Origin of the sequence: Pseudomonas sp. RtIB026, from assembly GCF_016861355.2 — a bacterium.
In the GTDB taxonomy this organism is placed as follows: domain Bacteria; phylum Pseudomonadota; class Gammaproteobacteria; order Pseudomonadales; family Pseudomonadaceae; genus Aquipseudomonas; species Aquipseudomonas peradeniyensis.
In genome coordinates this window covers 4,849,566-4,872,715 of record NZ_AP023348.2, presented here as the reverse complement: position 1 = coordinate 4,872,715, position 23,150 = coordinate 4,849,566, and the positions used below count along the sequence as shown (strand labels likewise).

The following is a 23,150-nucleotide window of genomic DNA, read 5'->3' as shown; positions in this document are numbered from 1 at the left end:
CTGTTTTCGAAATTCAGACGTCCGAACACTGACCATTCAGTCGGAATGATGTCGTGCACGCCTTCGGGCGCCGATATGACTAGGGAAGTTGCTATTGCATGTGGCGTGAAACCAAGATTCTCCTGATCGATGACGACAGCGAACGCCGCCGCGATCTGGCGGTGGTCCTGAATTTTCTCGGCGAAGAAAACCTGTCCTGCTCCAGCGACGACTGGCAGCAGGTGGTCGAGGGTTTGTCTTCCAGCCGTGAAGTGCTGTGTGTCCTGATCGGTACCGTAAATGCCCCGGCCAGCGTGCTGGGGCTCCTTAAGACAGTGGCCGGGTGGGATGAGTTCCTTCCGGTTCTGCTTCTGGGTGAAATTTCTTCCGCGGACTTCCCCGAGGACCTGCGCCGCCGTGTGCTGTCCAACCTCGAGATGCCGCCGAGCTACAGTCAGTTGCTCGACTCCCTGCACCGTGCCCAGGTCTATCGCGAGATGTACGACCAGGCCCGCGAGCGTGGTCGCCAGCGCGAGCCCAACCTGTTCCGCAGCCTGGTGGGCACCAGCCGTGCCATCCAGCATGTGCGGCAGATGATGCAGCAAGTGGCCGACACCGATGCCAGCGTGCTGATCCTTGGCGAGTCGGGCACCGGCAAGGAAGTGGTGGCGCGCAATCTGCACTATCACTCCAAGCGTCGCGAGGCACCGTTCGTGCCGGTCAACTGCGGAGCGATCCCGGCGGAGCTGCTCGAAAGCGAACTGTTCGGTCACGAAAAGGGCGCCTTCACCGGGGCGATCACCAGCCGTGCCGGGCGTTTCGAGCTGGCCAACGGCGGCACGCTGTTCCTCGACGAAATTGGCGACATGCCCCTGCCGATGCAGGTCAAGCTGCTGCGCGTGCTGCAGGAGCGTACCTTCGAGCGGGTCGGCAGCAACAAGACCCAGAGCATCGATGTGCGCATCATCGCCGCGACGCACAAGAACCTCGAGACCATGATCGAGGACGGGACCTTCCGCGAAGATTTGTATTACCGGCTGAATGTGTTCCCGATCGAGATGGCGCCATTGCGTGAGCGGGTCGAAGACATCCCGTTGCTGATGAACGAGCTGATCTCGCGCATGGAGCACGAGAAGCGCGGCTCGATCCGCTTCAACTCGGCGTCGATCATGTCGTTGTGTCGCCACGGCTGGCCGGGCAACGTCCGCGAGTTGGCCAACCTGGTGGAGCGCATGGCGATCATGCACCCGTACGGGGTGATCGGCGTGGCGGAGCTGCCGAAGAAGTTCCGTTATGTGGATGACGAGGATGAGCAGCTGGTCGACAGCCTGCGCTCCGATCTCGAGGAGCGCGTGGCGATCAATGGCCATGCGCCGAACTTCGCCAGCCACGCCATGCTGCCGCCCGAGGGGCTGGACCTCAAGGACTACCTCGGCAGCCTCGAGCAGGGGCTGATCCAGCAGGCGCTGGATGATGCCAACGGCATCGTTGCCCGGGCTGCCGAACGACTGCGCATCCGGCGTACCACGCTGGTGGAGAAGATGCGCAAGTACGGCATGAGCCGCCAGGGTGGCGAGGAACAGGCGGACGACTGATCCCGTCTTGCCTGGACGCAATGGTCGGGGGCTGTGACAGTCCCGGCCATTGCCTTCGATCAACGATCCTGCAGTCGATTATCCCCATCTCCGGCACGGCTATTGCTACAGCGCAGGCAACATACCGTTTTTATGACGGTCAGCCATGCGAGAGAGCACGATGCCCCAGGCCGCCCACCGTTCCCATGCCGCCGATCCGCGCGGGCACACCCCGCTCGAGCAGGAAAGCCGGCAGGGTCTTGAACAGGCGTTCGCCCTGTTCGATCAGGTTTCCAGCCAGCTGAGCCAGTCCTACACCATGCTCGAGACGCGGGTCAGCGAGCTCAAGGGCGAGCTGGCGGTGGTCAGTGCGCAGCGCATGGCCGAGCTCGATGAGAAGGAGCGCCTGGCCAATCGCCTGCAGAACCTGCTCGACCTGCTGCCGGGCGGGGTGATCGTGATCGACGCCGAAGGGTGCGTGCGCGAAGCCAATCCGGCGGCCTGCGAGTTGCTTGGCGAGCCATTGATCGGCATGCGCTGGCGCGAGGTGATCGCCCGCAGTTTCGCGCCGCGTGACGATGACGGCCATGAGGTCTCCCTGCGTGACGGGCGTCGCCTGTCCATCGCGACGCGCTCTCTGGATGCCGAGCCGGGGCAGTTGGTGTTGCTCAACGACCTGACCGAAACCCGCCGTATGCAGGATCAGCTGGCGCGGCACGAGCGCCTGTCCTCGCTGGGGCGCATGATCGCGTCCCTGGCGCATCAGATCCGCACGCCGCTCTCGGCGGCGATGCTCTATGCCAGCCACCTGGCCGAACCGCAGCAGGTATTGACCGACGAAACCCGGCTGCGCTTTGCCGGCAACCTCAAGGAGCGTCTCCACGAGCTCGAACACCAGGTGCGTGACATGCTGGTGTTCGCCCGCGGGGAATTGCCGCTCAATGACCGGATCAGCCCGAAGGCGTTGTTCCAGGCGCTGCAGCAGGCGGCTCATGCCCATGTCGAGGGGCATGCGGTGCGCTGGCAGTGCGACAGTCGTCTCGGGGAGTTGCTGTGCAACCGTGACACCCTGGTCGGCGCCTTGCTCAACCTGATCGAAAATGCCCTGCAGGCCAGCAGCGGGCCGGCGAAACTCAAGGTGCACCTGTCGCGTCGCGACGACAATCTGCGCGTGTGCGTCAGCGATGCCGGCAGCGGTATCGACGAGCAGCTGCTGGCGCGCCTGGGGGAGCCATTCGTGACCACCAAGGCGACCGGCACCGGCTTGGGGTTGGCGGTGGTCCAGGCGGTGGTGCGCGCGCACCGCGGCACCCTGCAGCTACGCTCCAGGCTTGGCCGTGGTACCTGTGTCACCGTGCTGCTGCCGTTGATCGACGGCCGTGGGGAGGTAAATCAATGAGCGTCAAGGTACTGCTGGTCGAGGATGATCGGGTCCTGCGTCAGGCGTTGGCCGATACCCTGGAGATCGGCGGTTTCTGCCACCGTGCCGTCGGCAGTGCCGAGGAGGCCTTGCTGGCGGTGGCTGAAGAGTCGTTCAGCCTGGTGGTCAGCGACGTGAACATGCCGGGCATGGACGGTCATCAACTGCTCGCCCAACTGCGTCGGCAGCACCCACAGCTACCGGTGTTGCTGATGACCGCCCATGCGGCGGTGGAGCGGGCGGTGGAGGCCATGCGCCAGGGGGCTGTCGATTATCTGGTCAAGCCTTTCGAGCCCGGAGCGCTGAACGGCCTGGTGGCGCGTCATGCCGTCGGCAGCGCTGCCGGCAGCGATGACGAGGGGCCGGTGGCGTGCGAGCCGGCCAGCCGGCAATTGCTGGAATTGGCGGCACGGGTTGCGCAAAGCGACTCCACCGTGCTGATCTCCGGCGAGTCGGGAACCGGCAAGGAAGTGCTGGCGCGCTACATCCATCAGCAGTCGCGGCGGGCGGATCAGCCCTTCGTGGCGATCAACTGCGCGGCAATCCCGGACAACATGCTCGAGGCGACCCTGTTCGGCCATGAAAAGGGCGCCTTCACCGGGGCGATCGCCGCCCAGGCCGGCAAGTTCGAGCAGGCCGACGGCGGCACCTTGCTGCTGGACGAGATTTCCGAGATGCCGCTCGGCTTGCAGGCCAAGCTGCTGCGGGTGCTGCAGGAACGCGAAGTCGAGCGCGTCGGTGGGCGCAAGCCCATCGCCCTGGACATCCGCATCCTTGCCACGACCAACCGCGACCTGGTGGGGGAGGTGGCGGCCGGCCGTTTCCGTGAAGACCTGTACTACCGCCTTTCGGTGTTCCCCATGGCCTGGCGCTCCCTGCGCGAGCGTCCTGCCGATATCCTGCCGCTGGCCGAGCGCCTGCTGGCGCGCCATGCCCGCAAGATGCGCCATGCCCAGGTGTGCCTGTCCAGCGAGGCGCGGGCGTGCCTGCAGGCGTATGCCTGGCCGGGTAACGTGCGGGAGCTGGATAACGCCGTGCAGCGGGCGCTGATCCTGCAGCAGGGCGGTGTGATCGAGGCGGCGGATTTCTGTCTGGCTGGCGCCATTCCATTGTCGGCGCCGAAAGTGGCCACTATTGAGCCATTACCTGCTGAGCCGGTTGTCGAGGTTGGGGGGCTGGGCGACGACATGCGTCGTCATGAGTTCCAGATGATCATCGACACCTTGCGTGCCGAGCGCGGCCGTCGCAAGGAGGCTGCCGAGCGCCTGGGGATCAGTCCGCGCACCTTGCGCTACAAGCTGGCGCAGATGCGTGACGCGGGCCTGGATGTCGAGGCCAGCCTGTTCGGTTGATGCGTCGTTTTGAATGATTTTCGGGTTGGCTGGCACTCCTCTTGCTAGTTCCAACCCATTCGCTGCACGAGTGTCAAAAAAAGTGCGGCAGCCGGAGAGAGAAGTCCATGACCCAAGGTGTTGAATTCAATCGTCTGATGTTGGACATGCGTGCCATGCAGGCCGAAGCCATGTCCCAGCCCAAGGCTGTCGCCGCGCCTGAACTGGCGCCAGGCCAGAGCAGCTTTGCCGACATGCTTGGCCAGGCCATTGGCAAGGTGCATGAAACGCAGCAGGCCTCCTCCCAGCTGTCCAACGCTTTCGAGATCGGCAAGAGCGGAGTCGACCTGACCGACGTGATGATCGCCTCGCAGAAGGCCTCGGTGTCGTTCCAGGCCCTGACCCAGGTGCGCAACAAGCTGGTACAGGCGTACCAGGACATCATGCAGATGCCGGTATAAGGGCGAGAGTGAGTCATGGCCGAAGCAGTCGTCGATAACGCCCCCGCCAAGAGTGGTCCGCCAGCGGCCAAGCCGCCGCTGTTCGGCATGGCATTCCTGGAAAACATCTCGCAGATGCCCATGCTGCGTCAGGTCGGCCTGCTGGTCGGCCTGGCCGCCAGCGTGGCCATCGGTTTCGCCGTGGTGCTGTGGTCGCAGCAACCGGACTACCGGCCGCTGTACGGCAGCCTGGCGGGCACCGACACCAAGCAGGTGATCGATGCCCTGACCGCCGCCGATATCCCCTATCGCGTAGAGCCGAACTCCGGCGCCCTGTTGGTCAAGGCCGACGACCTCTCCCGTGCGCGCCTGAAACTGGCCTCCGCCGGTGTAGCGCCAAGCGATGGCAACGTCGGCTTCGAGTTGCTCGACAAGGAGCAGGGCCTGGGCACCAGCCAGTTCATGGAAGCCACCCGCTATCGCCGCAGCCTGGAAGGCGAACTGGCGCGTACCGTGTCGAGCCTGAACAATGTCAAGGCCGCCCGCGTGCACCTGGCGATCCCGAAAAGCTCGGTGTTCGTGCGTGACGAGCGCAAACCCAGCGCCTCGGTGCTGGTCGAGCTGTACCCGGGCCGCGCCCTGGAGGCGGGCCAGGTCATGGCCATCGTCAACCTCGTGGCCACCAGCGTTCCGGAGCTGGACAAGTCCCAGGTGACCGTGGTCGACCAGAAGGGCAACCTGCTTTCCGACCAGTTGCAGGACACCGCCCTGACCATGGCGGGCAAGCAGTTCGACTACAGCCGCCGCATGGAAGGCATGCTCACCCAGCGCGTGCACAATATCCTCCAGCCGGTGCTGGGCAACGACCGCTACAAGGCCGAGGTGTCGACCGACGTCGACTTCAGCGCCGTCGAGTCCACCTCCGAGCAGTTCAATCCAGACCAACCGGCGCTGCGCAGCGAACAGTCGGTCAACGAACAGCGTGCCAGCAGCCAGGGCCCGCAAGGTGTGCCGGGCGCCCTGAGCAACCAGCCTCCGGCCGGCGCCTCCGCGCCCGAAAACGCCAAGGCCGCCGCCACGCCGGCCGGCGCCATCCAGCCTGGCCAGCCGCTGGTGGATGCCAACGGCCAGCAGATCATGGACCCGGCCACCGGCCAGCCGATGCTTGCGCCGTACCCGAGCGACAAGCGTCAGCAGAGCACCAAGAACTTCGAGCTGGATCGCTCCATCAGCCACACCCGTCAGCAGCAAGGTCGCCTGACCCGCCTGTCGGTGGCCGTGGTGGTGGACGACCAGGTCAAGCTCGACGCCGCCACCGGTGAAACCACCCGCACTCCGTGGGGTGCCGAGGACCTGGCGCGCTTCACTCGCCTGGTGCAGGACGCAGTGGGCTTCGATGCCAGCCGTGGCGACAGCGTCACCGTGATCAACGTGCCGTTCGCCGCCGACCGTGGCGACGAGCTGGTCGACATTCCGTTCTACTCGCAGCCGTGGTTCTGGGACATCGTCAAGCAAGTGCTGGGCGTGCTGTTCATCCTGGTGCTGGTGTTCGGCGTGCTGCGTCCGGTGCTCAACAACATCACAGGTGGCGGCAAGCAGGCTGCCACGGACAGCGACATGGAGCTGGGCGGCATGATCGGTCTGGATGGCGAACTGGCCAACGACCGCGTCAGCCTGGGTGGCCCGACAAGCATTCTGTTGCCGAGCCCGAGCGAGGGTTACGAGGCACAGCTCAACGCAATCAAGGGCCTGGTGGCCGAAGACCCGGGCCGCGTGGCCCAGGTCGTGAAAGAGTGGATCAACGCCGATGAGTGACAATCGAGCCATTACCGCCAAGCTGAGCCGCGTCGACAAGGCGGCCATCCTCCTGCTCTCGCTCGGCGAGACCGATGCCGCGCAGGTCCTGCGCCACATGGGGCCCAAGGAAGTGCAGCGGGTCGGTGTGGCCATGGCGCAGATGGGCAACGTCCATCGCGAGCAGGTCGAGCAGGTGATGAGCGAGTTCGTCGAGATCGTCGGCGACCAGACCAGCCTGGGCGTCGGTTCCGACGGTTATATCCGCAAGATGCTCAACCAGGCCCTCGGCGAGGACAAGGCCAACGGCCTGATCGACCGTATCCTGCTCGGTGGCAACACCAGTGGCCTGGACAGCCTCAAGTGGATGGAGCCGCGTGCCGTGGCCGACGTCATCCGCTACGAGCACCCGCAGATCCAGGCCATCGTGGTCGCCTACCTCGACCCCGACCAGGCCGGCGAGGTACTGAGCAACTTCGACCACAAGGTGCGCCTGGACATCGTCTTGCGCGTGTCGTCGCTCAACACGGTGCAGCCGGCGGCGCTCAAGGAACTCAACCAGATCCTCGAGAAGCAGTTCTCCGGCAACTCCAATGCCGCGCGCACCACCCTGGGTGGCATCAAGCGCGCCGCCGATATCATGAACTTCCTCGACAGTTCCGTGGAAGGCGCGCTCATGGACTCGATCCGCGAGATCGACAGCGACCTGTCGGAGCAGATCGAAGACTTGATGTTCGTCTTCAACAACCTGGCCGACGTCGACGACCGTGGCATCCAGGCGCTGCTGCGCGAGGTGTCTTCGGACGTGCTGGTGGTGTCGCTCAAGGGCGCCGACGAGCGGGTCAAGGACAAGATCTTCAAGAACATGTCCAAGCGTGCGTCGGAGCTGTTGCGCGACGACCTGGAGGCCAAGGGGCCGGTTCGGGTCAGCGACGTGGAGACGGCGCAGAAGGAAATCCTCACCATCGCCCGTCGCATGGCCGAGGCCGGCGAGATCGTGCTGGGCGGCAAGGGCGCCGAGGAAATGATCTGATCAGCGGGGCGACGCGGTCCCCTGTAGGAGCGGCCTTGTGCCGCGAAAGGACAAGGCTGCCCCGACAATTTTGCGGTGACATCGATATCGAGGGGCTGCTTTGCAGCCCTTTCGCGGCACAAGGCCGCTCCTACAGGGGCGCGTTGGTTGCAGATGGCTTTTGAGTACCTGAAAACATGTCCACCACCGAACACCCCAGCGACCTGATCCGTGCCCGCGACCTCGAGGGCGTGGATGTGTGGGCGCTGCCCAGCTTCGACCCCGAGCCCGAGCCGCAACCCGAGCCGGAGCCTGAGGTTATCGAGGAAGAAGTCGAAGAGGTGCCGCTGGAGGAAGTCCAGCCGCTGACCCTCGAAGAGCTCGAGGCCATCCGCCAGGAGGCCTACAACGAAGGCTTCGCCACTGGCGAGCGCGAAGGCTTCCACAGCACCCAGCTGAAGGTTCGCCAGGAGGCCGAAGTGGCCCTGGCGGCCAAATTGGCCAGCCTCGAACAGGTCATGAACCATCTGCTCGAGCCCATCGCCGAGCAGGACACCCAGATCGAGAAAGCCCTGGTGCAACTGGTCGCCAGCATGACCCGCCAGGTCATCGGTCGCGAGTTGCGCAGCGATTCGAGCCAGATCACCCACGTCCTGCGTGAGGCGCTGAAACTGCTGCCGATGGGTGCCGACAACATCCGTATCCACCTCAACCCGCAGGATTTCGAGCTGGCCAAGGCCTTGCGCGAGCGTCATGAGGAGAGCTGGAAACTGCTTGAGGATGAGTCGTTGCTGCCGGGCGGCTGCCGGATCGAGACCGCTCACAGCCGTATCGACGCGACCATGGAGACTCGCATCGAAAAGGCCGTGATGCAGTTGTTCGACCAGTCCCACGATCAGGCCCTGCATCCTGCTGCGCCGGATATATCCGTCGAGCTGGACGTGCCGGCGGGTGAAGCCGATGCGCCTTGACCGTACCAGCTTCGGCAAGCGCTTGGAGGGCTACGCCGACGCGGTGAAGCTGCCCGACCAGCCGATCGTCGAAGGGCGCCTGCTGCGCATGGTCGGTCTCACCCTGGAGGCTGAAGGCCTGCGCGCTGCGGTGGGCAGCCGCTGCCTGGTGATCAACGACGACAGCTATCACCCGGTGCAGGTGGAGGCCGAAGTCATGGGCTTTGCCGGCAGCAAGGTGTTCCTGATGCCGGTCGGCAGTATTGTCGGCCTGGCGCCCGGTGCCCGCGTGGTGCCGCTGGACGACAGCGGCCGCCTGCCCATGGGCATGAGCATGCTTGGCCGGGTGCTCGATGGCGCCGGTCGCGCGCTGGACGGCAAGGGTGGGATGAAGGCCGAGGACTGGGTGCCGATGGACGGCCCGATCATCAACCCGCTCAACCGTGATCCGATCAGCCAACCGCTGGATGTCGGTATCCGCAGTATCAATGGTTTGCTCACTGTCGGCCGCGGCCAACGCCTGGGCCTGTTCGCCGGTACCGGTGTCGGTAAGTCGGTGCTGCTGGGCATGATGACCCGCTTTACCGAGGCCGAGATCATCGTGGTCGGCCTGATCGGCGAGCGGGGTCGGGAAGTGAAGGAATTCATCGAGCATATCCTCGGAGAGGAGGGGCTCAAGCGCTCGGTGGTGGTCGCCTCGCCAGCGGATGACGCGCCCTTGATGCGTCTGCGCGCAGCGATGTATTGCACGCGCATTGCCGAGTATTTCCGCGACAAGGGCAAGAATGTCCTGTTGCTGATGGACTCGCTGACCCGTTTTGCCCAGGCCCAGCGCGAAATTGCCCTGGCCATCGGCGAGCCGCCCGCCACCCGCGGTTATCCGCCGTCGGTGTTCGCCAAGCTGCCCAAGCTGGTGGAGCGGGCTGGTAATGGTGAACCGGGCGGTGGCTCGATTACCGCGTTCTACACGGTGCTGTCCGAAGGCGACGACCAGCAGGACCCGATCGCCGATTCGGCGCGGGGCGTGCTCGACGGCCACTTTGTGCTGTCCCGGCGCCTGGCCGAGGAAGGGCATTACCCAGCCATCGACATCGAGGCCTCGATCAGCCGGGTCATGCCCCAGGTGGTCGACCCCGATCACCTGCGTCAGGCGCAGAAGTTCAAGCAGCTGTGGTCGCGCCTGTCGCAGAGTCGCGATCTGATCAGCGTCGGCGCCTATGTGGCTGGTGGCGATCCGGAGACGGACCTGGCCATCGCCTTGCAACCCAGGCTGGTGGACTTCCTGCGCCAGGGTCTGGATGAAAACGTCGGCATGGCGCAGAGCCGTGAAGAACTGGCCGCGGTGTTCGCGCCGCCGGCGGGCTGATAGGCCATGGCCCAGCCCAGCCGAGCGGCACGCCTGGTGCCGGTGGTGGACATGGCCGAGGAGGCCGAGCGCAAGGCTGCCCAGCGCCTGGGGCATTTCCAGAGGCTGCTCAGCGATGCCCAGGCCAAGCAGGCCGAGCTTGAGAGTTTTCGCGAGGCCTATCAGCAGCAATGGATCAATCGCGGCAGCCAGGGTGTCGACGGCAACTGGCTGGTCAACTACCAGCGCTTCCTCGGGCAGTTGGAAGCGGCAATGACCCAGCAGCGCCAGAGCATGGCCTGGCACCAGAACAACCTGAACAACGCCCGCAACACCTGGCAGCAGGCCTATGCCCGGGTCGAAGGGCTGCGCAAGTTGGTCCAGCGTTATATGGACGAAGCGCGCAGGGCCGAGGACAAGCGCGAGCAGAAGCTGCTCGACGAGCTGTCCCAGCGCCTCCCGCGCCAGAGCCACCCCTGATCGGCGGACCTCGCCTTGCACCCGCCGCCAGCGGCTGCTAAACCTTCAGAAGTCGTATTCGCCATCATCGAAGGAATCGCTCGCATGGCAGTCGAATCTTTTTTTTCTCCGGACGAGAAAAAGCTGACTATCAAGATCAAGGGTCGCTTCGATTTTGGTCGGCATCAGGAATTTCGCAACGCCTATGAAAAGCAGCCCAAATCCGCAGATACGGTAGTGATCGATCTCAAGGAGGCGACCTATCTGGATAGCTCTGCGTTGGGGATGTTGTTGCTACTACGGGATTACGAAGGTGGGGAGGATGCCTGCATCAGCGTGATCAATACCAGTTCAGACGTGCGCAAGATCCTGGCTATTTCCAACTTCGACAAACTGTTCGACATCAGTTGACTGTCGTCATGTCCGCCGATCAGCCGTTGACCGTGCTGGTAGCCGAAGACGGCGCCGCGGACAGGCTATTGCTGGCGCAGATCGTCCGGCGCCAGGGGCATGAGGTGGTCACTGCCGAGAACGGCGAGCAGGCGGTGGCGCTGTTTGCCGAGCGGCGGCCGCAGCTGGTGCTGCTCGATGCGCTGATGCCGGTGATGGATGGCTTCGAGGCGGCGCGGCGGATCAAGGCGCTGGCCGGCGAGGCGCTGGTGCCGATCATCTTCCTGACCTCCCTTAATGAAGAGGAGGGGCTGGTGCGTTGCCTGGAGGCCGGGGGCGACGATTTCATGGCCAAACCCTACAGCGCCGTCATCCTGGCGGCGAAGATCCGTGCCATGGACCGCTTGCGTCGCCTGCAGGCGACGGTGCTGGAGCAGCGCGACCAGATCGCCCGCCATCACCATCACCTGCTCAACGAGCAGCGGGTGGCCAAGGCGGTGTTCGACAAGGTCGCCCACTCCGGTTGCCTGGGTGCCTCGAACATCCGCTACCTGCAATCGCCCTACGCGCTGTTCAATGGCGATCTGTTGCTGGCGGCGTTTACCCCTTCGGGCGACATGCATGTGCTGCTGGGGGATTTTACCGGCCATGGCCTGCCGGCCGCGGTCGGCGCCATGCCGCTGGCGGAGGTGTTCTATGGCATGACCGCCAAGGGCTACGGCCTGGTCGAAACGCTGCGGGAGATGAACGCCAAGCTCAAGCGCATCCTGCCTGTGGACATGTTCTGTTGTGCGCTGTTGCTCAACCTGAGTTTCCAGCGAGAAACCGTGGAGCTCTGGAACGGTGGCATGCCGGATGGCTATCGGTTGTCGGCGCAAGGCGAGGTGCTCGAGGTGTTGCCTTCGCGTCACCTGCCGCTGGGCATCCTGCCGCCCGAGCAGTTCGACGATACCACCGAGGTGAGGCCGCTTGCGGCGGGGGAGCGACTGTTCCTGTTGTCTGATGGCGTGGTCGACACCGGGGATGCCCGGGAATGCCTGTTCGGTGTGGAGCGCCTGTTGGCGGTGCTGGCGGCCAACCGCGATCCGGTGGTGTTGTTCGACGAGGTCATGCAGGCACTGGCGGGCTTCGGCGGCCAGTCTCGTGACGATATCAGCCTGTGCGATATCCGCATGTTGGCGCCTGAACATGTAGTACCGCAGGCGGTGGTGTACTCCGACAGTGGTCGTTCCAGTCCGTTGGACTGGTCGATGCAGTTCGAGTTGCGGGGCGAGAGCCTGGGGCGCTTCAACCCGGTCCCTTATCTGGTACAGCTGTTGCAGGAAATCCACGGCCTCAGGCCCAGCAGCGGCAAGTTGCACAGTGTGCTGAGCGAGCTGTACTCCAATGCGCTGGAGCATGGTGTGCTGGGGCTGGACTCGGCGCTCAAGCGCGACGCCGAAGGCTTCGCCGAGTACTATCGCCAGCGCGCCGAGCGCCTGGGGCGAGAGGTGCACGGCAGCGTCGGTATTGCCCTGCGGGTGGAACCTCAAGGTGCGGGTGGGCGTCTGATCATCGAGGTCCGCGACAGCGGCGCGGGCTTCGACGTGGAGCGCCTGTCGGCCGCCACGCCAGTGGAACAGGGCTTCAGTGGGCGAGGGGTGGGCCTGGTGCGGCGGTTGGCCGGCAATGCCCAGTGGTTGGAGGGTGGACGCTTGGCGCGGGTGGCGTTTCAATGGTGAGCCGGTTTGCGCGGCTCGGGCCTAATCAGGCTTGATCAAGGAGTGAACAAGTGGCGGACATGCATATTGATCAGAAGGTGCTGAGTGATTTGCGGGAGGTCATGGAAGATGGCTACCTGCAGTTGCTGGAAACCTTCCTGGAAGACTCCGAGCGGCGCCTGAACCAGCTGCACGAGGCCAAGGATGCCGACGAGCTGGGCCTTGCCGCACACAGTTTCAAGGGCAGCAGCAGCAATATGGGGGCCGTGGGCCTGGCCGCGCTGTGTCAGCAGCTCGAGGAACGAGTGCGTCAACAACCCTTGTATGGCATCGAGGACCTGATCAACCGCATCGACCAGGAGTACCTGGAGGTACAGCGCTTTTACCGTGGCGAGCGTCAGCGAATCGCCGCCGAGTAAAGCTGGCGCGAGTTTTGCTTTTCTTCGCACAGATGCACTTTACCAGTTCTGCTGCGGAGACCTTTCAATGCCTGTCGCATCCAATCCATTGTTGCAAGCCGGCCTCGTCAATACGGCGTCGCGGCCGGCTGCCGGAGTGGCGGACAAGCCGCTGCAAGCCCCGGCCAGCCAGGGCGGTGGCTTCGACCAGGTCATGGCTCGGCAGGGTCGCGACAATACCCCTTCCCGTGATGTCAAGGTTGCCAAGGACACCGCCCCGGCCAAGCCCAAGGAGCAGGCAGCCCCCGCCAATGGCGGCAAGCCGGCGGATGCCAGCAAGCCAGCGGTTGCCGATGACGGCAAGAACTTGCCTGCGACGGCTGACACCAAGCCGGCCGGCGAAACGGACGAGTCGGCTGATAGCAGTAATACTCCCTCCCTCGATGCCAATCTGGTGGCAGGGCAGATCACCGATGCCCAGGCCGGCGCGCAGTTGATCCAGGCCCAGGCCGAAGCGGTCGCGCCGGTTTTGCAGGCGGCGGTACAGACGCCGCAACCCGCCGTGCCGGCTCCGCCGGTCGGTGAGGAGGTCCTCAAGGACGCAAACTTCGATCCGGAGGCCGACCCATTGGCCGATATGCCGACCTTGCGTCTGGCGTTGGAGCACGAGGCCCAGGCCAAGGGTACGACTTCGGCGCATGCCGCCAGCGCGCGCCCGGAAAATGGCCAGGTACCGGCCGACCCGGCCGCGACTGCCGTCAATACCTTGGCGAATGTGACAGAGAAGGCCGAGTCCGAGGCCGGGCACTCCGAGCGTGGCGACAAGGCGTTCGCCGGGCTGATCGACGATGGCCTCAAGGACATCAAGGAAGCCAGCAGCGACACGCGTGTGGATGACTTCGCCAATCGCCTGGCAAACCTGACGCAAGCGGCGACGCCCAAGACCGCCAACGCCGTGCCGGTAGCGCCGAACCCGCTGCAGCAGCCGCTGGCGATGAACCAGGGGGCCTGGACCGAAGGCCTGGTGAATCGGGTCATGTACCTGTCCAGCCAGAACCTGAAGTCGGCGGATATCCAGCTTGAACCTGCCGAGCTGGGTCGCCTGGACATTCGTGTCAATGTCGCGACGGATCAATCCACCCAGATTCACTTCGTCAGCGGTCACGCCGGGGTGCGCGATGCCCTCGACAGCCAGGCCTACCGTTTGCGCGAGCTGTTCGCCCAGCAAGGCCTGGCGCAGCCGGACGTCAGCGTGGCCGATCAGTCCCGCGAGCAGCAGCAACAGCAGCAGGCGCAGCAGGGCGGGTCGAACCTGTCCGGCGTCGCGGCCCGGCGCGCCGAGGCGGACGGGGAGGGCGGCGAACTGGCCGATGCTGCGCGTCCCGTCGAGCAGCAGGCGGTGATCGGCAGCAGCATGGTCGACTACTACGCCTGATCTTCCCCCGGCCCTGGCCATGCCCCGTCGGGCGGGTACTTTCCCGCGACGGGGCTGGTACTTTCCGACGCGGGCAGATTTGGCATAACACTTGCTCAAGCCACGTCATCCTTCCTTGAAACCCCGATGGACGACGGATTATTGGCATGGCGAAGAGTGACGCAGTGAAAGACCCCGCCACTAAAGGCAAACTCAAGTTGATCCTGCTGCTGGTGCTGGCCCTGCTCCTGGCGGTCGGCCTGTCGGTAGGCGCTACCTGGTTCTTCATGCATAAGAGCGAGTCGGCGCCAGCGCCTGACGCCGCGCAGAGCAATGTCAAGCTGCCGGCGATCTACGAGCCGCTGGCACCGGCCTTCGTGGTCAACTTCAACCAGAATGGCCGCCAGCGCTACATGCAGGTGAGCATCACCATGCAGGGGCGCAGCCAGGCCGATCTTGAAGCGCTCAAGGTGCACATGCCGGTGATCCGCAACAACCTGGTGATGATGTTCTCCGGCCAGGGCTTCGACACCCTTGCCGCCAGCCCCGTCGGGCAGGAGATGCTGCGCCAGAAGGCCACCGCGGTGGTGCAGGAAGTGGCGCAGAAGGAAGTCGGCAGGCCGGTCGTCGACCAGCTGCTGTTCACCAATTTCGTATTGCAGTAGGAGCACATAGATGGCCGTGCAGGACCTGCTGTCCCAGGATGAGATCGACGCCCTGCTGCATGGGGTGGACGATGGGCTGGTACAAACCGAGAGCGCTGGCGAGCCCGGCAGCATCAAGAGCTACGACCTGACCAGTCAGGACCGTATCGTGCGGGGTCGCATGCCGACCCTGGAAATGATCAACGAGCGTTTCGCCCGTTATACCCGTATCAGCATGTTCAACCTGCTGCGTCGCTCCGCCGACGTGGCGGTGGGCGGCGTGCAGGTGATGAAGTTCGGCGAGTACGTGCACTCGCTTTACGTACCCACCAGCCTCAACCTGGTCAAGATCAAGCCGTTGCGCGGTACCGCGCTGTTCATCCTTGACGCCAAGCTGGTGTTCAAGCTGGTGGACAACTTCTTCGGTGGCGATGGCCGTCACGCCAAGATCGAGGGTCGCGAGTTCACCCCGACCGAGCTGCGCGTGGTGCGCATGGTCCTGGACCAGTGCTTCGTCGACCTCAAGGAAGCCTGGCAAGCGATCATGCCGGTCAACTTCGAGTACATCAACTCCGAGGTCAACCCGGCCATGGCCAACATCGTCGGCCCCAGCGAGGCGGTGGTGGTCTCGACCTTCCACATCGAACTCGATGGCGGTGGCGGCGACCTGCACGTGACCATGCCCTATTCGATGATCGAGCCGGTGCGCGAAATGCTCGACGCCGGCTTCCAGTCCGACCTGGACGACCAGGATGAGCGCTGGGTCAAGGCCCTGCGCGAAGACGTGCTGGACGTCAACGTGCCGGTGTCGGCCACGGTCGCCCGTCGCCAGCTGAAGCTGCGCGACATCCTGCACATGCAGCCGGGTGACGTGATTCCGGTGGAACTGCCGGAGCACCTGGTGCTGCGCGCCAACGGCGTGCCGTCGTTCAAGGCGCGGCTGGGTTCGCACAAGGGCACCTTGTCGCTGCAGATCATCGACCCGATCGAACGCCGCTGACGGCGTGCCGGTCGCTCCAACGTATTGAATGCCTGTCGAGGAAATCATGGCTAACGAAAACGAGATCAACTCTCCCGAGGAACAGGCCCTGGCCGATGAGTGGGCTGCCGCCCTGGAAGAGACCGGTGATGCCGGTCAGTCCGACATCGACGCGCTGCTGGCAGCCGACGCCGCTTCGGCCGGCGCCGGCCGCCTGCCAATGGAAGAGTTCGCCAGCTCGCCCAAGCCCAACGAGCATGTCAGCCTCGAAGGCCCCAACCTGGACGTGATCCTGGATATCCCGGTGAGCATCTCCATGGAAGTGGGCAGCACCGAAATCAGCATCCGCAACCTGCTGCAGCTCAACCAGGGCTCGGTGATCGAGCTCGACCGCCTGGCCGGCGAGCCGCTGGACGTACTGGTCAACGGCACGCTGATCGCCCATGGCGAGGTGGTGGTGGTCAACGAGAAGTTCGGCATCCGCCTGACTGACGTGATCAGCCCCAGCGAACGTATCAAGAAGCTGCGCTGAGTGAAGGGCATGCTGCGGAGCGTCACAGCCTTCGGTGCGTTGCTGGTCAGCGAGGTGGTGATCGCCGCCGCCGAGCCTGCTGCTGCCTCGACGGCGACGCCCGGTGGAATGGGCGCGCAACTGGCGCAAACGGTGATCGGCCTGCTGCTGGTGGTGGGGCTGATCTTCTTCCTGGCCTGGCTGCTGCGACGCATGCAAGGCAGCGCACAGCAGGGAGCCCAGGTGATCGAGGTCATCGGCACCCGGGCCATCGGTCCGCGTGATCGGCTGCTGCTGGTGCAGGTTGGCAAGGAGCAGATCCTGATCGGCCATACCCCCGGCAGCATCGAGGCCCTGCACGTGCTGGCCGAACCCGTGGATGTGCCCGCCTCGGCGCGCCAGGCCACGCCGGAATTCGCCCAGCGGCTGCTCGAGCTGATGGGCAAGGACCAGAAGGACAAGAAGTGATGAGCGGCGCAGTGCGCTTTCTGTTGACCCTGGCGCTGCTGCTGGCCGCGCCGCTGGCCCTGGCCGCCGATCCGTTGTCGATTCCGGCCATCACCCTGTCCAGTGGGGCGGACGGGCAGCAGGAGTATTCGGTCAGCCTGCAGATCCTGCTGATCATGACGGCGCTGAGCTTTATCCCGGCGTTCGTCATCCTGATGACCAGCTTCACCCGCATTATCATCGTTTTCTCGATCCTGCGTCAGGCCCTGGGTCTGCAGCAGACTCCTTCGAACCAGTTGCTTACCGGCATGGCGCTGTTCCTGACCATGTTCATCATGGCGCCAGTGTTCGATCGGGTGAACAAGGACGCCTTGCAGCCCTACCTGGCCGAGCAGATGACCGCCCAGCAAGCGATCGACAAGGCCCAGGTACCGTTGAAGGACTTCATGCTGGCACAGACCCGGCAGAGCGATCTCGACCTGTTCATGCGCCTGTCCAAGCGCACCGATATCGCCGGGCCCGACCAGGTGCCGCTGACGATCCTGGTGCCGGCGTTCGTCACCTCCGAGCTCAAGACTGCATTCCAGATCGGCTTCATGATCTTCATCCCGTTCCTGATCATCGACATGGTGGTCGCCAGCGTGCTGATGGCCATGGGTATGATGATGCTGTCGCCGTTGATCATCTCGCTGCCGTTCAAGATCATGCTGTTCGTCCTGGTCGATGGCTGGGCGCTGATCATGGGCACCCTGGCCGGAAGTTTCGGCGGTGTCTGACGCCGTCAAGGAGAGCCTCGCATGACACCTGAAGTCGCCATCGACCTGTTTCGCGAAGCGTTGTGGATGACCACCATGATGGTCGCCATCCTGGTGGTGCCGAGCCTGCTGGTGGGCCTTGTGGTGGCCATGTTCCAGGCGGCGACGCAGATCAACGAACAGACCCTGAGCTTTCTTCCGCGCCTGCTGGTGATGCTGGTCACGCTGATCGTCGTCGGTCCGTGGCTGACGCAGAAGTTCATGGAGTACTTCATCGGCCTCTACACCAGCATTCCGCAGCTGGTCGGTTGACGCCACGATGCTGGAATTGACCGACACGCAGATCGGCACCTGGGTCGCCACCTTCATCCTGCCGTTGTTCCGGGTGACCGCCTTGCTGATGACGATGCCGATCATCGGCACCAAGATGCTGTCGGCCCGGATACGCCTGTACGTTGCCGTTGCCATCACCGTGGTGATCGTGCCGGCCCTGCCACCGCTGCCTGAAATCGACCCGTTGAGCCTGCGTGGCGTGCTGTTGTGCGCCGAGCAGGTGATTGTCGGGGCATTGTTCGGTTTTTCCCTGCAGTTGCTGTTCCAGGCCTTCGTGGTCGCAGGGCAGATCGTCGCGGTGCAGATGGGCATGGCCTTCGCCTCCATGGTCGATCCGGCCAACGGCGTCAACGTCGCGGTTATCGGTCAGTTCATGACCATGCTGGTGAGCATGCTGTTCCTGCTGATGAATGGCCACCTGGTCGCGTTCGAGATACTCACCGAGAGCTTCACCACGTTGCCGGTGGGGCACGCGCTGGTGGTCGATCATTTCTGGGAAATGGCCGGGCGCATGAGCTGGGTGCTGGGGGCCGGGTTGTTGCTGATCCTGCCGGCTATCGCCTCGCTGCTGGTGGTCAACATCGCCTTTGGCGTGATGACCCGCGCCGCCCCGCAGTTGAACATCTTCTCCATCGGTTTCCCGCTCACGCTGGTGCTGGGCATGGTGATCTTCTGGATCGGCCTGGCCGATATTCTTTCACACTATCAGGCACTGGCCAGCGAAGCGCTGCAGTGGCTGCGTGAGCTGGCACGGGCGCGCTGAACATGGCGGAAAGCGAAAGCGGTCAGGACAAGACAGAGGAACCCACCGACAAGCGCAAGCGCGACGCGCGGGAAAAAGGTGAGGTCGCCCGCTCCAAGGAATTGAACACGGTGGCGGTGACCCTGGCTGGCGCCGGGGGACTGCTGGCCTTTGGTGGGCACCTGGCTGAAGAATTGATGGCGCTGATGCGCATGAACTTCAGCCTTACCCGCGAGGTGGTGGTGGACGAGGGGAGCATGGCGGCGTTCCTGCTGGCCTCGGGCAAGATGGCCATCTGGGCGGTGCAGCCGGTGCTGATCCTGCTGTTCGTGATCGCGTTCGTCGGCCCGATCGCGTTGGGCGGCTTCCTGTTTTCCGGAAGCCTGCTGCAGCCCAAGTTCAGTCGCATGAACCCTTTGTCGGGGATCAAGCGCATGTTTTCGATGAATGCGCTGACCGAGCTGCTCAAGGCGCTGGCCAAGTTCTTCGTGATCCTGATCGTGGCACTGGTGGTGTTGGCCGGGGATCGTCAGGCACTGCAGGCGATTGCCAACGAACCGCTCGAGCAGGCGATCATCCATTCGGTTCAGGTGGTGGGTTGGAGCGCGTTGTGGATGGCGGCTGGGTTGTTGCTCATCGCTGCGGCCGATGTGCCGTTCCAGCTGTGGCAGACCCACAAGAAAATGAAGATGACCAAGCAGGAAGTGAAGGACGAGTACAAGGACAGCGAGGGCAAGCCTGAGGTCAAGCAGCGTATTCGCCAGCTGCAGCGCGAGGCGTCGCAGCGCCGGATGATGGCGGCGGTGCCGGATGCTGATGTGATAATTACCAACCCGACCCACTATGCCGTGGCCTTGCAGTACGACCCCGAGAAGGGCGGCTCGGCGCCGCTGCTGGTGGCCAAGGGTACCGATTTTGTCGCCTTGAAGATGCGGGAGATCGGGGTCGAGCATAACGTGCAGATACTTGAGTCGCCGGCCCTGGCGCGGGCTATCTATTACTCTACCGAGATGGAGCAGGAGATTCCGGCGGGGTTGTACCTGGCGGTGGCGCAGGTGTTGGCCTATGTGTTCCAGATTCGGCAGTATCGGGCGGGCAAGGGGAAGGCGCCGGAGCCTTTGAAAGAGGATTTGCCGATTCCTGATGATTTGCGGCGGGATAGTTGAGTTTGGTTGTTTGCTGTGGTTGTGGTTGTGTTGAAAGTTGTATGTGCATTCATTTGTGATGTCGACGCTTATTCACCTTTCCGCCCTTACGGCGGGTAACTTTTTGAAGGATCAAAAAGTCACCAAAAAATCCTCGCGGTATGACTCACCCACATGGGTTACAAATCAGTTCACGCACATAGGTAACAGTCTTTAACTGGCAGGGTCGGTTTTCGAGGATCTGACCATGCCTTGGCGAGAGCTGAAACCTATGGACCTGAAAATGCTTTTCATCGCGGATTACCTACAGGGGGCGCCCAGCTTCAGCGCCCTGTGCCAGGCCTACGAGATCAGCCGAAAGACCGGCTACAAATGGGTCGAGCGATATGAGAAAGAGGGGCCTTCGGGGCTGGAAGAACGCAGCCGCCGCCGGTTGACCCAGGACTGGATCGTGCCTGTTGCAGTTCGCGAAGCCATTATCGAACTGCGCAGTCGAGGCGAAACGGAACCGGGTCCGAAAAAGATCCAGGCTGCGCTGCAGGAGCGTTTCCCTGATCAGGCGCCGCCGTCGAAGACAGCGATCTACAACATCCTCAAGAAGGCCGAGTTGGTCAAACCACGCCGCTTACGTCAGCGGGTAGCGGTCTATCCCAAGCCCCTGGAGAAGGCAGAGTCGCCTAACCAACTGTTCAGTGCGGACTACAAAGGCCAATTTCTGACAGGTGCAGGCGTCTGGTGCTATCCGCTGACGATCATGGATCACGCCAGTCGCTTCCTGCTCGCCTGCCACAGCATGCCCAACACCAATCTTCTGGAAACGCAGGCCGTTTTCACCCAAGTGTTCCGGGAGAATGGCCTGCCTGAGCGGATTCGTACCGATAACGGTGTGCCGTTTGCCAGTAAGGGGCGTGCGGGACTTTCCCAGCTGTCGATCTGGTGGCTGCGTCTAGGCATCATTCCCGAGCGCATTGCGCCTGGTCGGCCTGAACAAAATGGCCGCCACGAACGCATGCATCGGACGCTCAAAAGCACGCTACCATCGCCGCCGGCAGTGGCCTGGGAGGCTCAACAACGGCACTTTGATCGCTTCCGGCAGCACTACAATCACGAGCGCTTGCATGAAGCGTTGAAGCAGAAAACACCGGCGTCTTGCTACCAACCCTCGCCGCGCCCATTCCCTGAAAAACTCCCCGAGATGACCTATCCCAGCCATATTGAGAGCTTGCCAGCGGATAGCTGCGGCATCATCAACCGCCGCGGCTTGAGGATCTACGTAGGTTATGTGCTCAAGCACCAGACCATTGGCCTGGAGCAGGTTGGGGATGGCGTCTGGGATGTTATTTTCGGTCCCATCATCCTTGGCAGGGTCGATGTGCGAGATGCCACTGATGGTTATGTAACACTCAAGGTGTTGTCACCTATGTGAGTGAACTTTTGTGTAACCCATGTGGGTGACCCGTACATCGCTCCATTCATCCGGCCCCTGCGCTTCGCTCCGGGGTCCCCTCGCTCCGGCCTTGCTCCCGGGAGGACCGCGCTGCAGGGCCCATCCTGGGCCCCAGCGCTTGACGGGCATCCATGCCCGTCACCTCCCTCCGCAAGACCTCCGTTCGGCCTCCTGAAGTCGCGAAGTTACGAGCGGCGCCTGGACTGGCGCAGCTGTCGCTAGTTGAAGCTTAATTAAGCTCTCGATTACATCGCGGGGCAAGCCCGCTCCCACGCAATAGTCGCCGTTATATAGATCCCTGTAGGAGCGGGCTTGCCCCGCGAAAGGGCCGGAACAGCCAATACATAATTAACTGTCATATAACCAACTTCGAATTTCTTGCTCTTGCTCTTGCTCTTGCTCTTGCTTCTAAACGCGCGATAGTTCAGGCGCCACCAATTGCGACTTCAGGAGGCCGAGCGGAGTTCTTGCGTAGTGGGGCGACGGCCATGGATGGCCGTCGAGCGCTGCGGCCCAGGATGGGCCGTACAGCGCGGTACCCACGGGAGCAAGAACGGAGCGAGGGGACCCCGGAGCGAAGCGTAGGGGCCGGATGAATGGAGCGATGTACGGGTCACCCACATGGGTTACACAAAAGTTCACTCACATAGGTGACAACACCTTGAGTGTTACATAACCATCAGTGGCATCTCGCACATCGACCCTGCCAAGGATGATGGGACCGAAAATAACATCCCAGACGCCATCCCCAACCTGCTCCAGGCCAATGGTCTGGTGCTTGAGCACATAACCTACGTAGATCCTCAAGCCGCGGCGGTTGATGATGCCGCAGCTATCCGCTGGCAAGCTCTCAATATGGCTGGGATAGGTCATCTCGGGGAGTTTTTCAGGGAATGGGCGCGGCGAGGGTTGGTAGCAAGACGCCGGTGTTTTCTGCTTCAACGCTTCATGCAAGCGCTCGTGATTGTAGTGCTGCCGGAAGCGATCAAAGTGCCGTTGTTGAGCCTCCCAGGCCACTGCCGGCGGCGATGGTAGCGTGCTTTTGAGCGTCCGATGCATGCGTTCGTGGCGGCCATTTTGTTCAGGCCGACCAGGCGCAATGCGCTCGGGAATGATGCCTAGACGCAGCCACCAGATCGACAGCTGGGAAAGTCCCGCACGCCCCTTACTGGCAAACGGCACACCGTTATCGGTACGAATCCGCTCAGGCAGGCCATTCTCCCGGAACACTTGGGTGAAAACGGCCTGCGTTTCCAGAAGATTGGTGTTGGGCATGCTGTGGCAGGCGAGCAGGAAGCGACTGGCGTGATCCATGATCGTCAGCGGATAGCACCAGACGCCTGCACCTGTCAGAAATTGGCCTTTGTAGTCCGCACTGAACAGTTGGTTAGGCGACTCTGCCTTCTCCAGGGGCTTGGGATAGACCGCTACCCGCTGACGTAAGCGGCGTGGTTTGACCAACTCGGCCTTCTTGAGGATGTTGTAGATCGCTGTCTTCGACGGCGGCGCCTGATCAGGGAAACGCTCCTGCAGCGCAGCCTGGATCTTTTTCGGACCCGGTTCCGTTTCGCCTCGACTGCGCAGTTCGATAATGGCTTCGCGAACTGCAACAGGCACGATCCAGTCCTGGGTCAACCGGCGGCGGCTGCGTTCTTCCAGCCCCGAAGGCCCCTCTTTCTCATATCGCTCGACCCATTTGTAGCCGGTCTTTCGGCTGATCTCGTAGGCCTGGCACAGGGCGCTGAAGCTGGGCGCCCCCTGTAGGTAATCCGCGATGAAAAGCATTTTCAGGTCCATAGGTTTCAGCTCTCGCCAAGGCATGGTCAGATCCTCGAAAACCGACCCTGCCAGTTAAAGACTGTTACCTATGTGCGTGAACTGATTTGTAACCCATGTGGGTGAGTCATACCGCGAGGATTTTTTGGTTCCTTTTTGATCCTT

General features: G+C 63.1%; 23 protein-coding genes. 22 read left to right on the top strand and 1 reads right to left on the bottom strand.

Translation table 11 applies throughout. From position 1 onward, the window contains the following. The first annotated feature begins 98 nt into the window (after nucleotides 1-98). The 22 genes from fleQ to PRtIB026_RS21680 all read left to right on the top strand — a co-directional run bounded on the left by fleQ (nucleotide 99) and on the right by PRtIB026_RS21680 (nucleotide 21,188). On the top strand, nucleotides 99-1,574 hold the full coding sequence (gene fleQ, locus PRtIB026_RS21785) for a transcriptional regulator FleQ (RefSeq protein ID WP_186714839.1): 1,476 nt from the start codon (nucleotides 99-101) through the stop codon (nucleotides 1,572-1,574). Between the two features lie 160 nt (nucleotides 1,575-1,734). Further along, entirely contained in the window at nucleotides 1,735-2,952 is a 1,218-nt protein-coding gene (locus PRtIB026_RS21780) for a sensor histidine kinase (protein ID WP_050706676.1), read from the top strand. Then, complete coding sequence (locus PRtIB026_RS21775) at nucleotides 2,949-4,325, top strand: sigma-54-dependent transcriptional regulator (RefSeq protein WP_232856529.1); 1,377 nt, start codon at nucleotides 2,949-2,951, stop codon at nucleotides 4,323-4,325. The genes PRtIB026_RS21780 and PRtIB026_RS21775 overlap by 4 nt, the downstream gene beginning before the upstream one ends. Before the next feature lie 107 nt (nucleotides 4,326-4,432). Continuing rightward, nucleotides 4,433-4,765 carry a flagellar hook-basal body complex protein FliE gene (gene fliE / locus PRtIB026_RS21770; RefSeq protein ID WP_050706674.1) on the top strand — a complete coding sequence of 111 codons (333 nt, stop codon included), beginning with the start codon at nucleotides 4,433-4,435 and terminating at the stop codon, nucleotides 4,763-4,765. A 15-nt stretch (nucleotides 4,766-4,780) separates the two neighbouring features. Further along, nucleotides 4,781-6,559, top strand: a complete 1,779-nt coding sequence (fliF, locus tag PRtIB026_RS21765; protein WP_050706673.1) for a flagellar basal-body MS-ring/collar protein FliF — start codon at nucleotides 4,781-4,783, stop codon at nucleotides 6,557-6,559. After that, a complete protein-coding gene (fliG, locus tag PRtIB026_RS21760; RefSeq protein WP_023631000.1) occupies nucleotides 6,552-7,571 on the top strand; it encodes a flagellar motor switch protein FliG in 1,020 nt (339 codons plus the stop codon). Before fliF ends, fliG begins: the two co-directional genes overlap by 8 nt. 176 nt (nucleotides 7,572-7,747) lie before the next feature. Further along, nucleotides 7,748-8,521, top strand: coding sequence for a flagellar assembly protein FliH (gene fliH, locus PRtIB026_RS21755; protein WP_203651645.1), 774 nt, complete (start codon nucleotides 7,748-7,750; stop codon nucleotides 8,519-8,521). Beyond that, nucleotides 8,511-9,866, top strand: coding sequence for a flagellar protein export ATPase FliI (gene fliI, locus PRtIB026_RS21750; RefSeq protein ID WP_203651647.1), 1,356 nt, complete (start codon nucleotides 8,511-8,513; stop codon nucleotides 9,864-9,866). Before fliH ends, fliI begins: the two co-directional genes overlap by 11 nt. 6 nt (nucleotides 9,867-9,872) lie before the next feature. Beyond that, nucleotides 9,873-10,325 (top strand): flagellar export protein FliJ, encoded by a 453-nt coding sequence (gene fliJ / locus PRtIB026_RS21745; protein WP_203651649.1) that lies wholly within the window; start codon nucleotides 9,873-9,875, stop codon nucleotides 10,323-10,325. Nucleotides 10,326-10,409: 84 nt separating this feature from the next. Further along, on the top strand, nucleotides 10,410-10,715 hold the full coding sequence (locus PRtIB026_RS21740) for an STAS domain-containing protein (protein WP_203651651.1): 306 nt from the start codon (nucleotides 10,410-10,412) through the stop codon (nucleotides 10,713-10,715). Between the two features lie 8 nt (nucleotides 10,716-10,723). Beyond that, nucleotides 10,724-12,415, top strand: a complete 1,692-nt coding sequence (locus PRtIB026_RS21735; protein ID WP_203651653.1) for a fused response regulator/phosphatase — start codon at nucleotides 10,724-10,726, stop codon at nucleotides 12,413-12,415. 50 nt (nucleotides 12,416-12,465) lie between these two features. After that, on the top strand, nucleotides 12,466-12,813 hold the full coding sequence (locus PRtIB026_RS21730; protein WP_203651656.1) for an Hpt domain-containing protein: 348 nt from the start codon (nucleotides 12,466-12,468) through the stop codon (nucleotides 12,811-12,813). Nucleotides 12,814-12,880: 67 nt separating this feature from the next. Then, a complete protein-coding gene (locus PRtIB026_RS21725; protein ID WP_203651657.1) occupies nucleotides 12,881-14,227 on the top strand; it encodes a flagellar hook-length control protein FliK in 1,347 nt (448 codons plus the stop codon). 146 nt (nucleotides 14,228-14,373) lie between these two features. Beyond that, nucleotides 14,374-14,871: a flagellar basal body-associated protein FliL gene (fliL, locus tag PRtIB026_RS21720; protein WP_050706666.1), complete on the top strand. Its 498-nt coding sequence runs from the start codon at nucleotides 14,374-14,376 to the stop codon at nucleotides 14,869-14,871. 10 nt (nucleotides 14,872-14,881) lie between these two features. After that, nucleotides 14,882-15,850, top strand: coding sequence for a flagellar motor switch protein FliM (fliM, locus tag PRtIB026_RS21715; protein ID WP_050706665.1), 969 nt, complete (start codon nucleotides 14,882-14,884; stop codon nucleotides 15,848-15,850). Nucleotides 15,851-15,896: 46 nt separating this feature from the next. Beyond that, the gene (fliN, locus tag PRtIB026_RS21710; protein WP_050706705.1) at nucleotides 15,897-16,361 is read left to right on the top strand and encodes a flagellar motor switch protein FliN; all 465 of its coding nucleotides are present in this window, start codon (nucleotides 15,897-15,899) and stop codon (nucleotides 16,359-16,361) included. Nucleotides 16,362-16,370: 9 nt separating this feature from the next. Beyond that, nucleotides 16,371-16,808, top strand: a complete 438-nt coding sequence (fliO, locus tag PRtIB026_RS21705) for a flagellar biosynthetic protein FliO (protein WP_267967042.1) — start codon at nucleotides 16,371-16,373, stop codon at nucleotides 16,806-16,808. Next, complete coding sequence (fliP, locus tag PRtIB026_RS21700; RefSeq protein ID WP_186714830.1) at nucleotides 16,808-17,563, top strand: flagellar type III secretion system pore protein FliP; 756 nt, start codon at nucleotides 16,808-16,810, stop codon at nucleotides 17,561-17,563. The genes fliO and fliP overlap by 1 nt, the downstream gene beginning before the upstream one ends. A 21-nt stretch (nucleotides 17,564-17,584) precedes the next feature. Beyond that, nucleotides 17,585-17,854, top strand: coding sequence for a flagellar biosynthesis protein FliQ (gene fliQ, locus PRtIB026_RS21695; protein ID WP_050706662.1), 270 nt, complete (start codon nucleotides 17,585-17,587; stop codon nucleotides 17,852-17,854). Nucleotides 17,855-17,861: 7 nt separating this feature from the next. Further along, nucleotides 17,862-18,638, top strand: a complete 777-nt coding sequence (gene fliR / locus PRtIB026_RS21690) for a flagellar biosynthetic protein FliR (RefSeq protein WP_198742974.1) — start codon at nucleotides 17,862-17,864, stop codon at nucleotides 18,636-18,638. A 2-nt stretch (nucleotides 18,639-18,640) separates the two neighbouring features. After that, nucleotides 18,641-19,783: a flagellar biosynthesis protein FlhB gene (gene flhB / locus PRtIB026_RS21685; protein WP_203651659.1), complete on the top strand. Its 1,143-nt coding sequence runs from the start codon at nucleotides 18,641-18,643 to the stop codon at nucleotides 19,781-19,783. Nucleotides 19,784-20,009: 226 nt separating this feature from the next. After that, nucleotides 20,010-21,188, top strand: coding sequence for an integrase core domain-containing protein (locus PRtIB026_RS21680; RefSeq protein WP_203647529.1), 1,179 nt, complete (start codon nucleotides 20,010-20,012; stop codon nucleotides 21,186-21,188). A gap of 663 nt (nucleotides 21,189-21,851) precedes the next feature. Here PRtIB026_RS21680 and PRtIB026_RS21675 read toward each other — a convergent pair. Next, complete coding sequence (locus tag PRtIB026_RS21675; RefSeq protein ID WP_203647529.1) at nucleotides 21,852-23,030, bottom strand: integrase core domain-containing protein; 1,179 nt, start codon at nucleotides 23,028-23,030, stop codon at nucleotides 21,852-21,854. Nucleotides 23,031-23,150: the final 120 nt, after the last annotated feature.

What these genes read in the sequence shown, in the direction of transcription:
- fleQ (WP_186714839.1), top strand. Translation starts at nt 99, where the DNA reads ATGTGGCGTGAAACCAAGATTCTCCTGATCGATGACGACAGCGAACGC.
- fliO (WP_267967042.1), top strand. Translation starts at nt 16,371, where the DNA reads ATGCTGCGGAGCGTCACAGCCTTCGGTGCGTTGCTGGTCAGCGAGGTG.
- PRtIB026_RS21735 (WP_203651653.1), top strand. Translation starts at nt 10,724, where the DNA reads ATGTCCGCCGATCAGCCGTTGACCGTGCTGGTAGCCGAAGACGGCGCC.
- fliL (WP_050706666.1), top strand. Translation starts at nt 14,374, where the DNA reads ATGGCGAAGAGTGACGCAGTGAAAGACCCCGCCACTAAAGGCAAACTC.
- fliF (WP_050706673.1), top strand. Translation starts at nt 4,781, where the DNA reads ATGGCCGAAGCAGTCGTCGATAACGCCCCCGCCAAGAGTGGTCCGCCA.
- fliE (WP_050706674.1), top strand. Translation starts at nt 4,433, where the DNA reads ATGACCCAAGGTGTTGAATTCAATCGTCTGATGTTGGACATGCGTGCC.
- fliP (WP_186714830.1), top strand. Translation starts at nt 16,808, where the DNA reads ATGAGCGGCGCAGTGCGCTTTCTGTTGACCCTGGCGCTGCTGCTGGCC.
- flhB (WP_203651659.1), top strand. Translation starts at nt 18,641, where the DNA reads ATGGCGGAAAGCGAAAGCGGTCAGGACAAGACAGAGGAACCCACCGAC.
- PRtIB026_RS21780 (WP_050706676.1), top strand. Translation starts at nt 1,735, where the DNA reads ATGCCCCAGGCCGCCCACCGTTCCCATGCCGCCGATCCGCGCGGGCAC.
- fliR (WP_198742974.1), top strand. Translation starts at nt 17,862, where the DNA reads ATGCTGGAATTGACCGACACGCAGATCGGCACCTGGGTCGCCACCTTC.
- fliJ (WP_203651649.1), top strand. Translation starts at nt 9,873, where the DNA reads ATGGCCCAGCCCAGCCGAGCGGCACGCCTGGTGCCGGTGGTGGACATG.
- fliI (WP_203651647.1), top strand. Translation starts at nt 8,511, where the DNA reads ATGCGCCTTGACCGTACCAGCTTCGGCAAGCGCTTGGAGGGCTACGCC.
- fliH (WP_203651645.1), top strand. Translation starts at nt 7,748, where the DNA reads ATGTCCACCACCGAACACCCCAGCGACCTGATCCGTGCCCGCGACCTC.
- PRtIB026_RS21725 (WP_203651657.1), top strand. Translation starts at nt 12,881, where the DNA reads ATGCCTGTCGCATCCAATCCATTGTTGCAAGCCGGCCTCGTCAATACG.
- fliQ (WP_050706662.1), top strand. Translation starts at nt 17,585, where the DNA reads ATGACACCTGAAGTCGCCATCGACCTGTTTCGCGAAGCGTTGTGGATG.
- PRtIB026_RS21680 (WP_203647529.1), top strand. Translation starts at nt 20,010, where the DNA reads ATGCCTTGGCGAGAGCTGAAACCTATGGACCTGAAAATGCTTTTCATC.
- fliG (WP_023631000.1), top strand. Translation starts at nt 6,552, where the DNA reads ATGAGTGACAATCGAGCCATTACCGCCAAGCTGAGCCGCGTCGACAAG.
- fliM (WP_050706665.1), top strand. Translation starts at nt 14,882, where the DNA reads ATGGCCGTGCAGGACCTGCTGTCCCAGGATGAGATCGACGCCCTGCTG.
- PRtIB026_RS21740 (WP_203651651.1), top strand. Translation starts at nt 10,410, where the DNA reads ATGGCAGTCGAATCTTTTTTTTCTCCGGACGAGAAAAAGCTGACTATC.
- PRtIB026_RS21675 (WP_203647529.1), bottom strand. Translation starts at nt 23,030, where the DNA reads ATGCCTTGGCGAGAGCTGAAACCTATGGACCTGAAAATGCTTTTCATC.
- PRtIB026_RS21775 (WP_232856529.1), top strand. Translation starts at nt 2,949, where the DNA reads ATGAGCGTCAAGGTACTGCTGGTCGAGGATGATCGGGTCCTGCGTCAG.
- fliN (WP_050706705.1), top strand. Translation starts at nt 15,897, where the DNA reads ATGGCTAACGAAAACGAGATCAACTCTCCCGAGGAACAGGCCCTGGCC.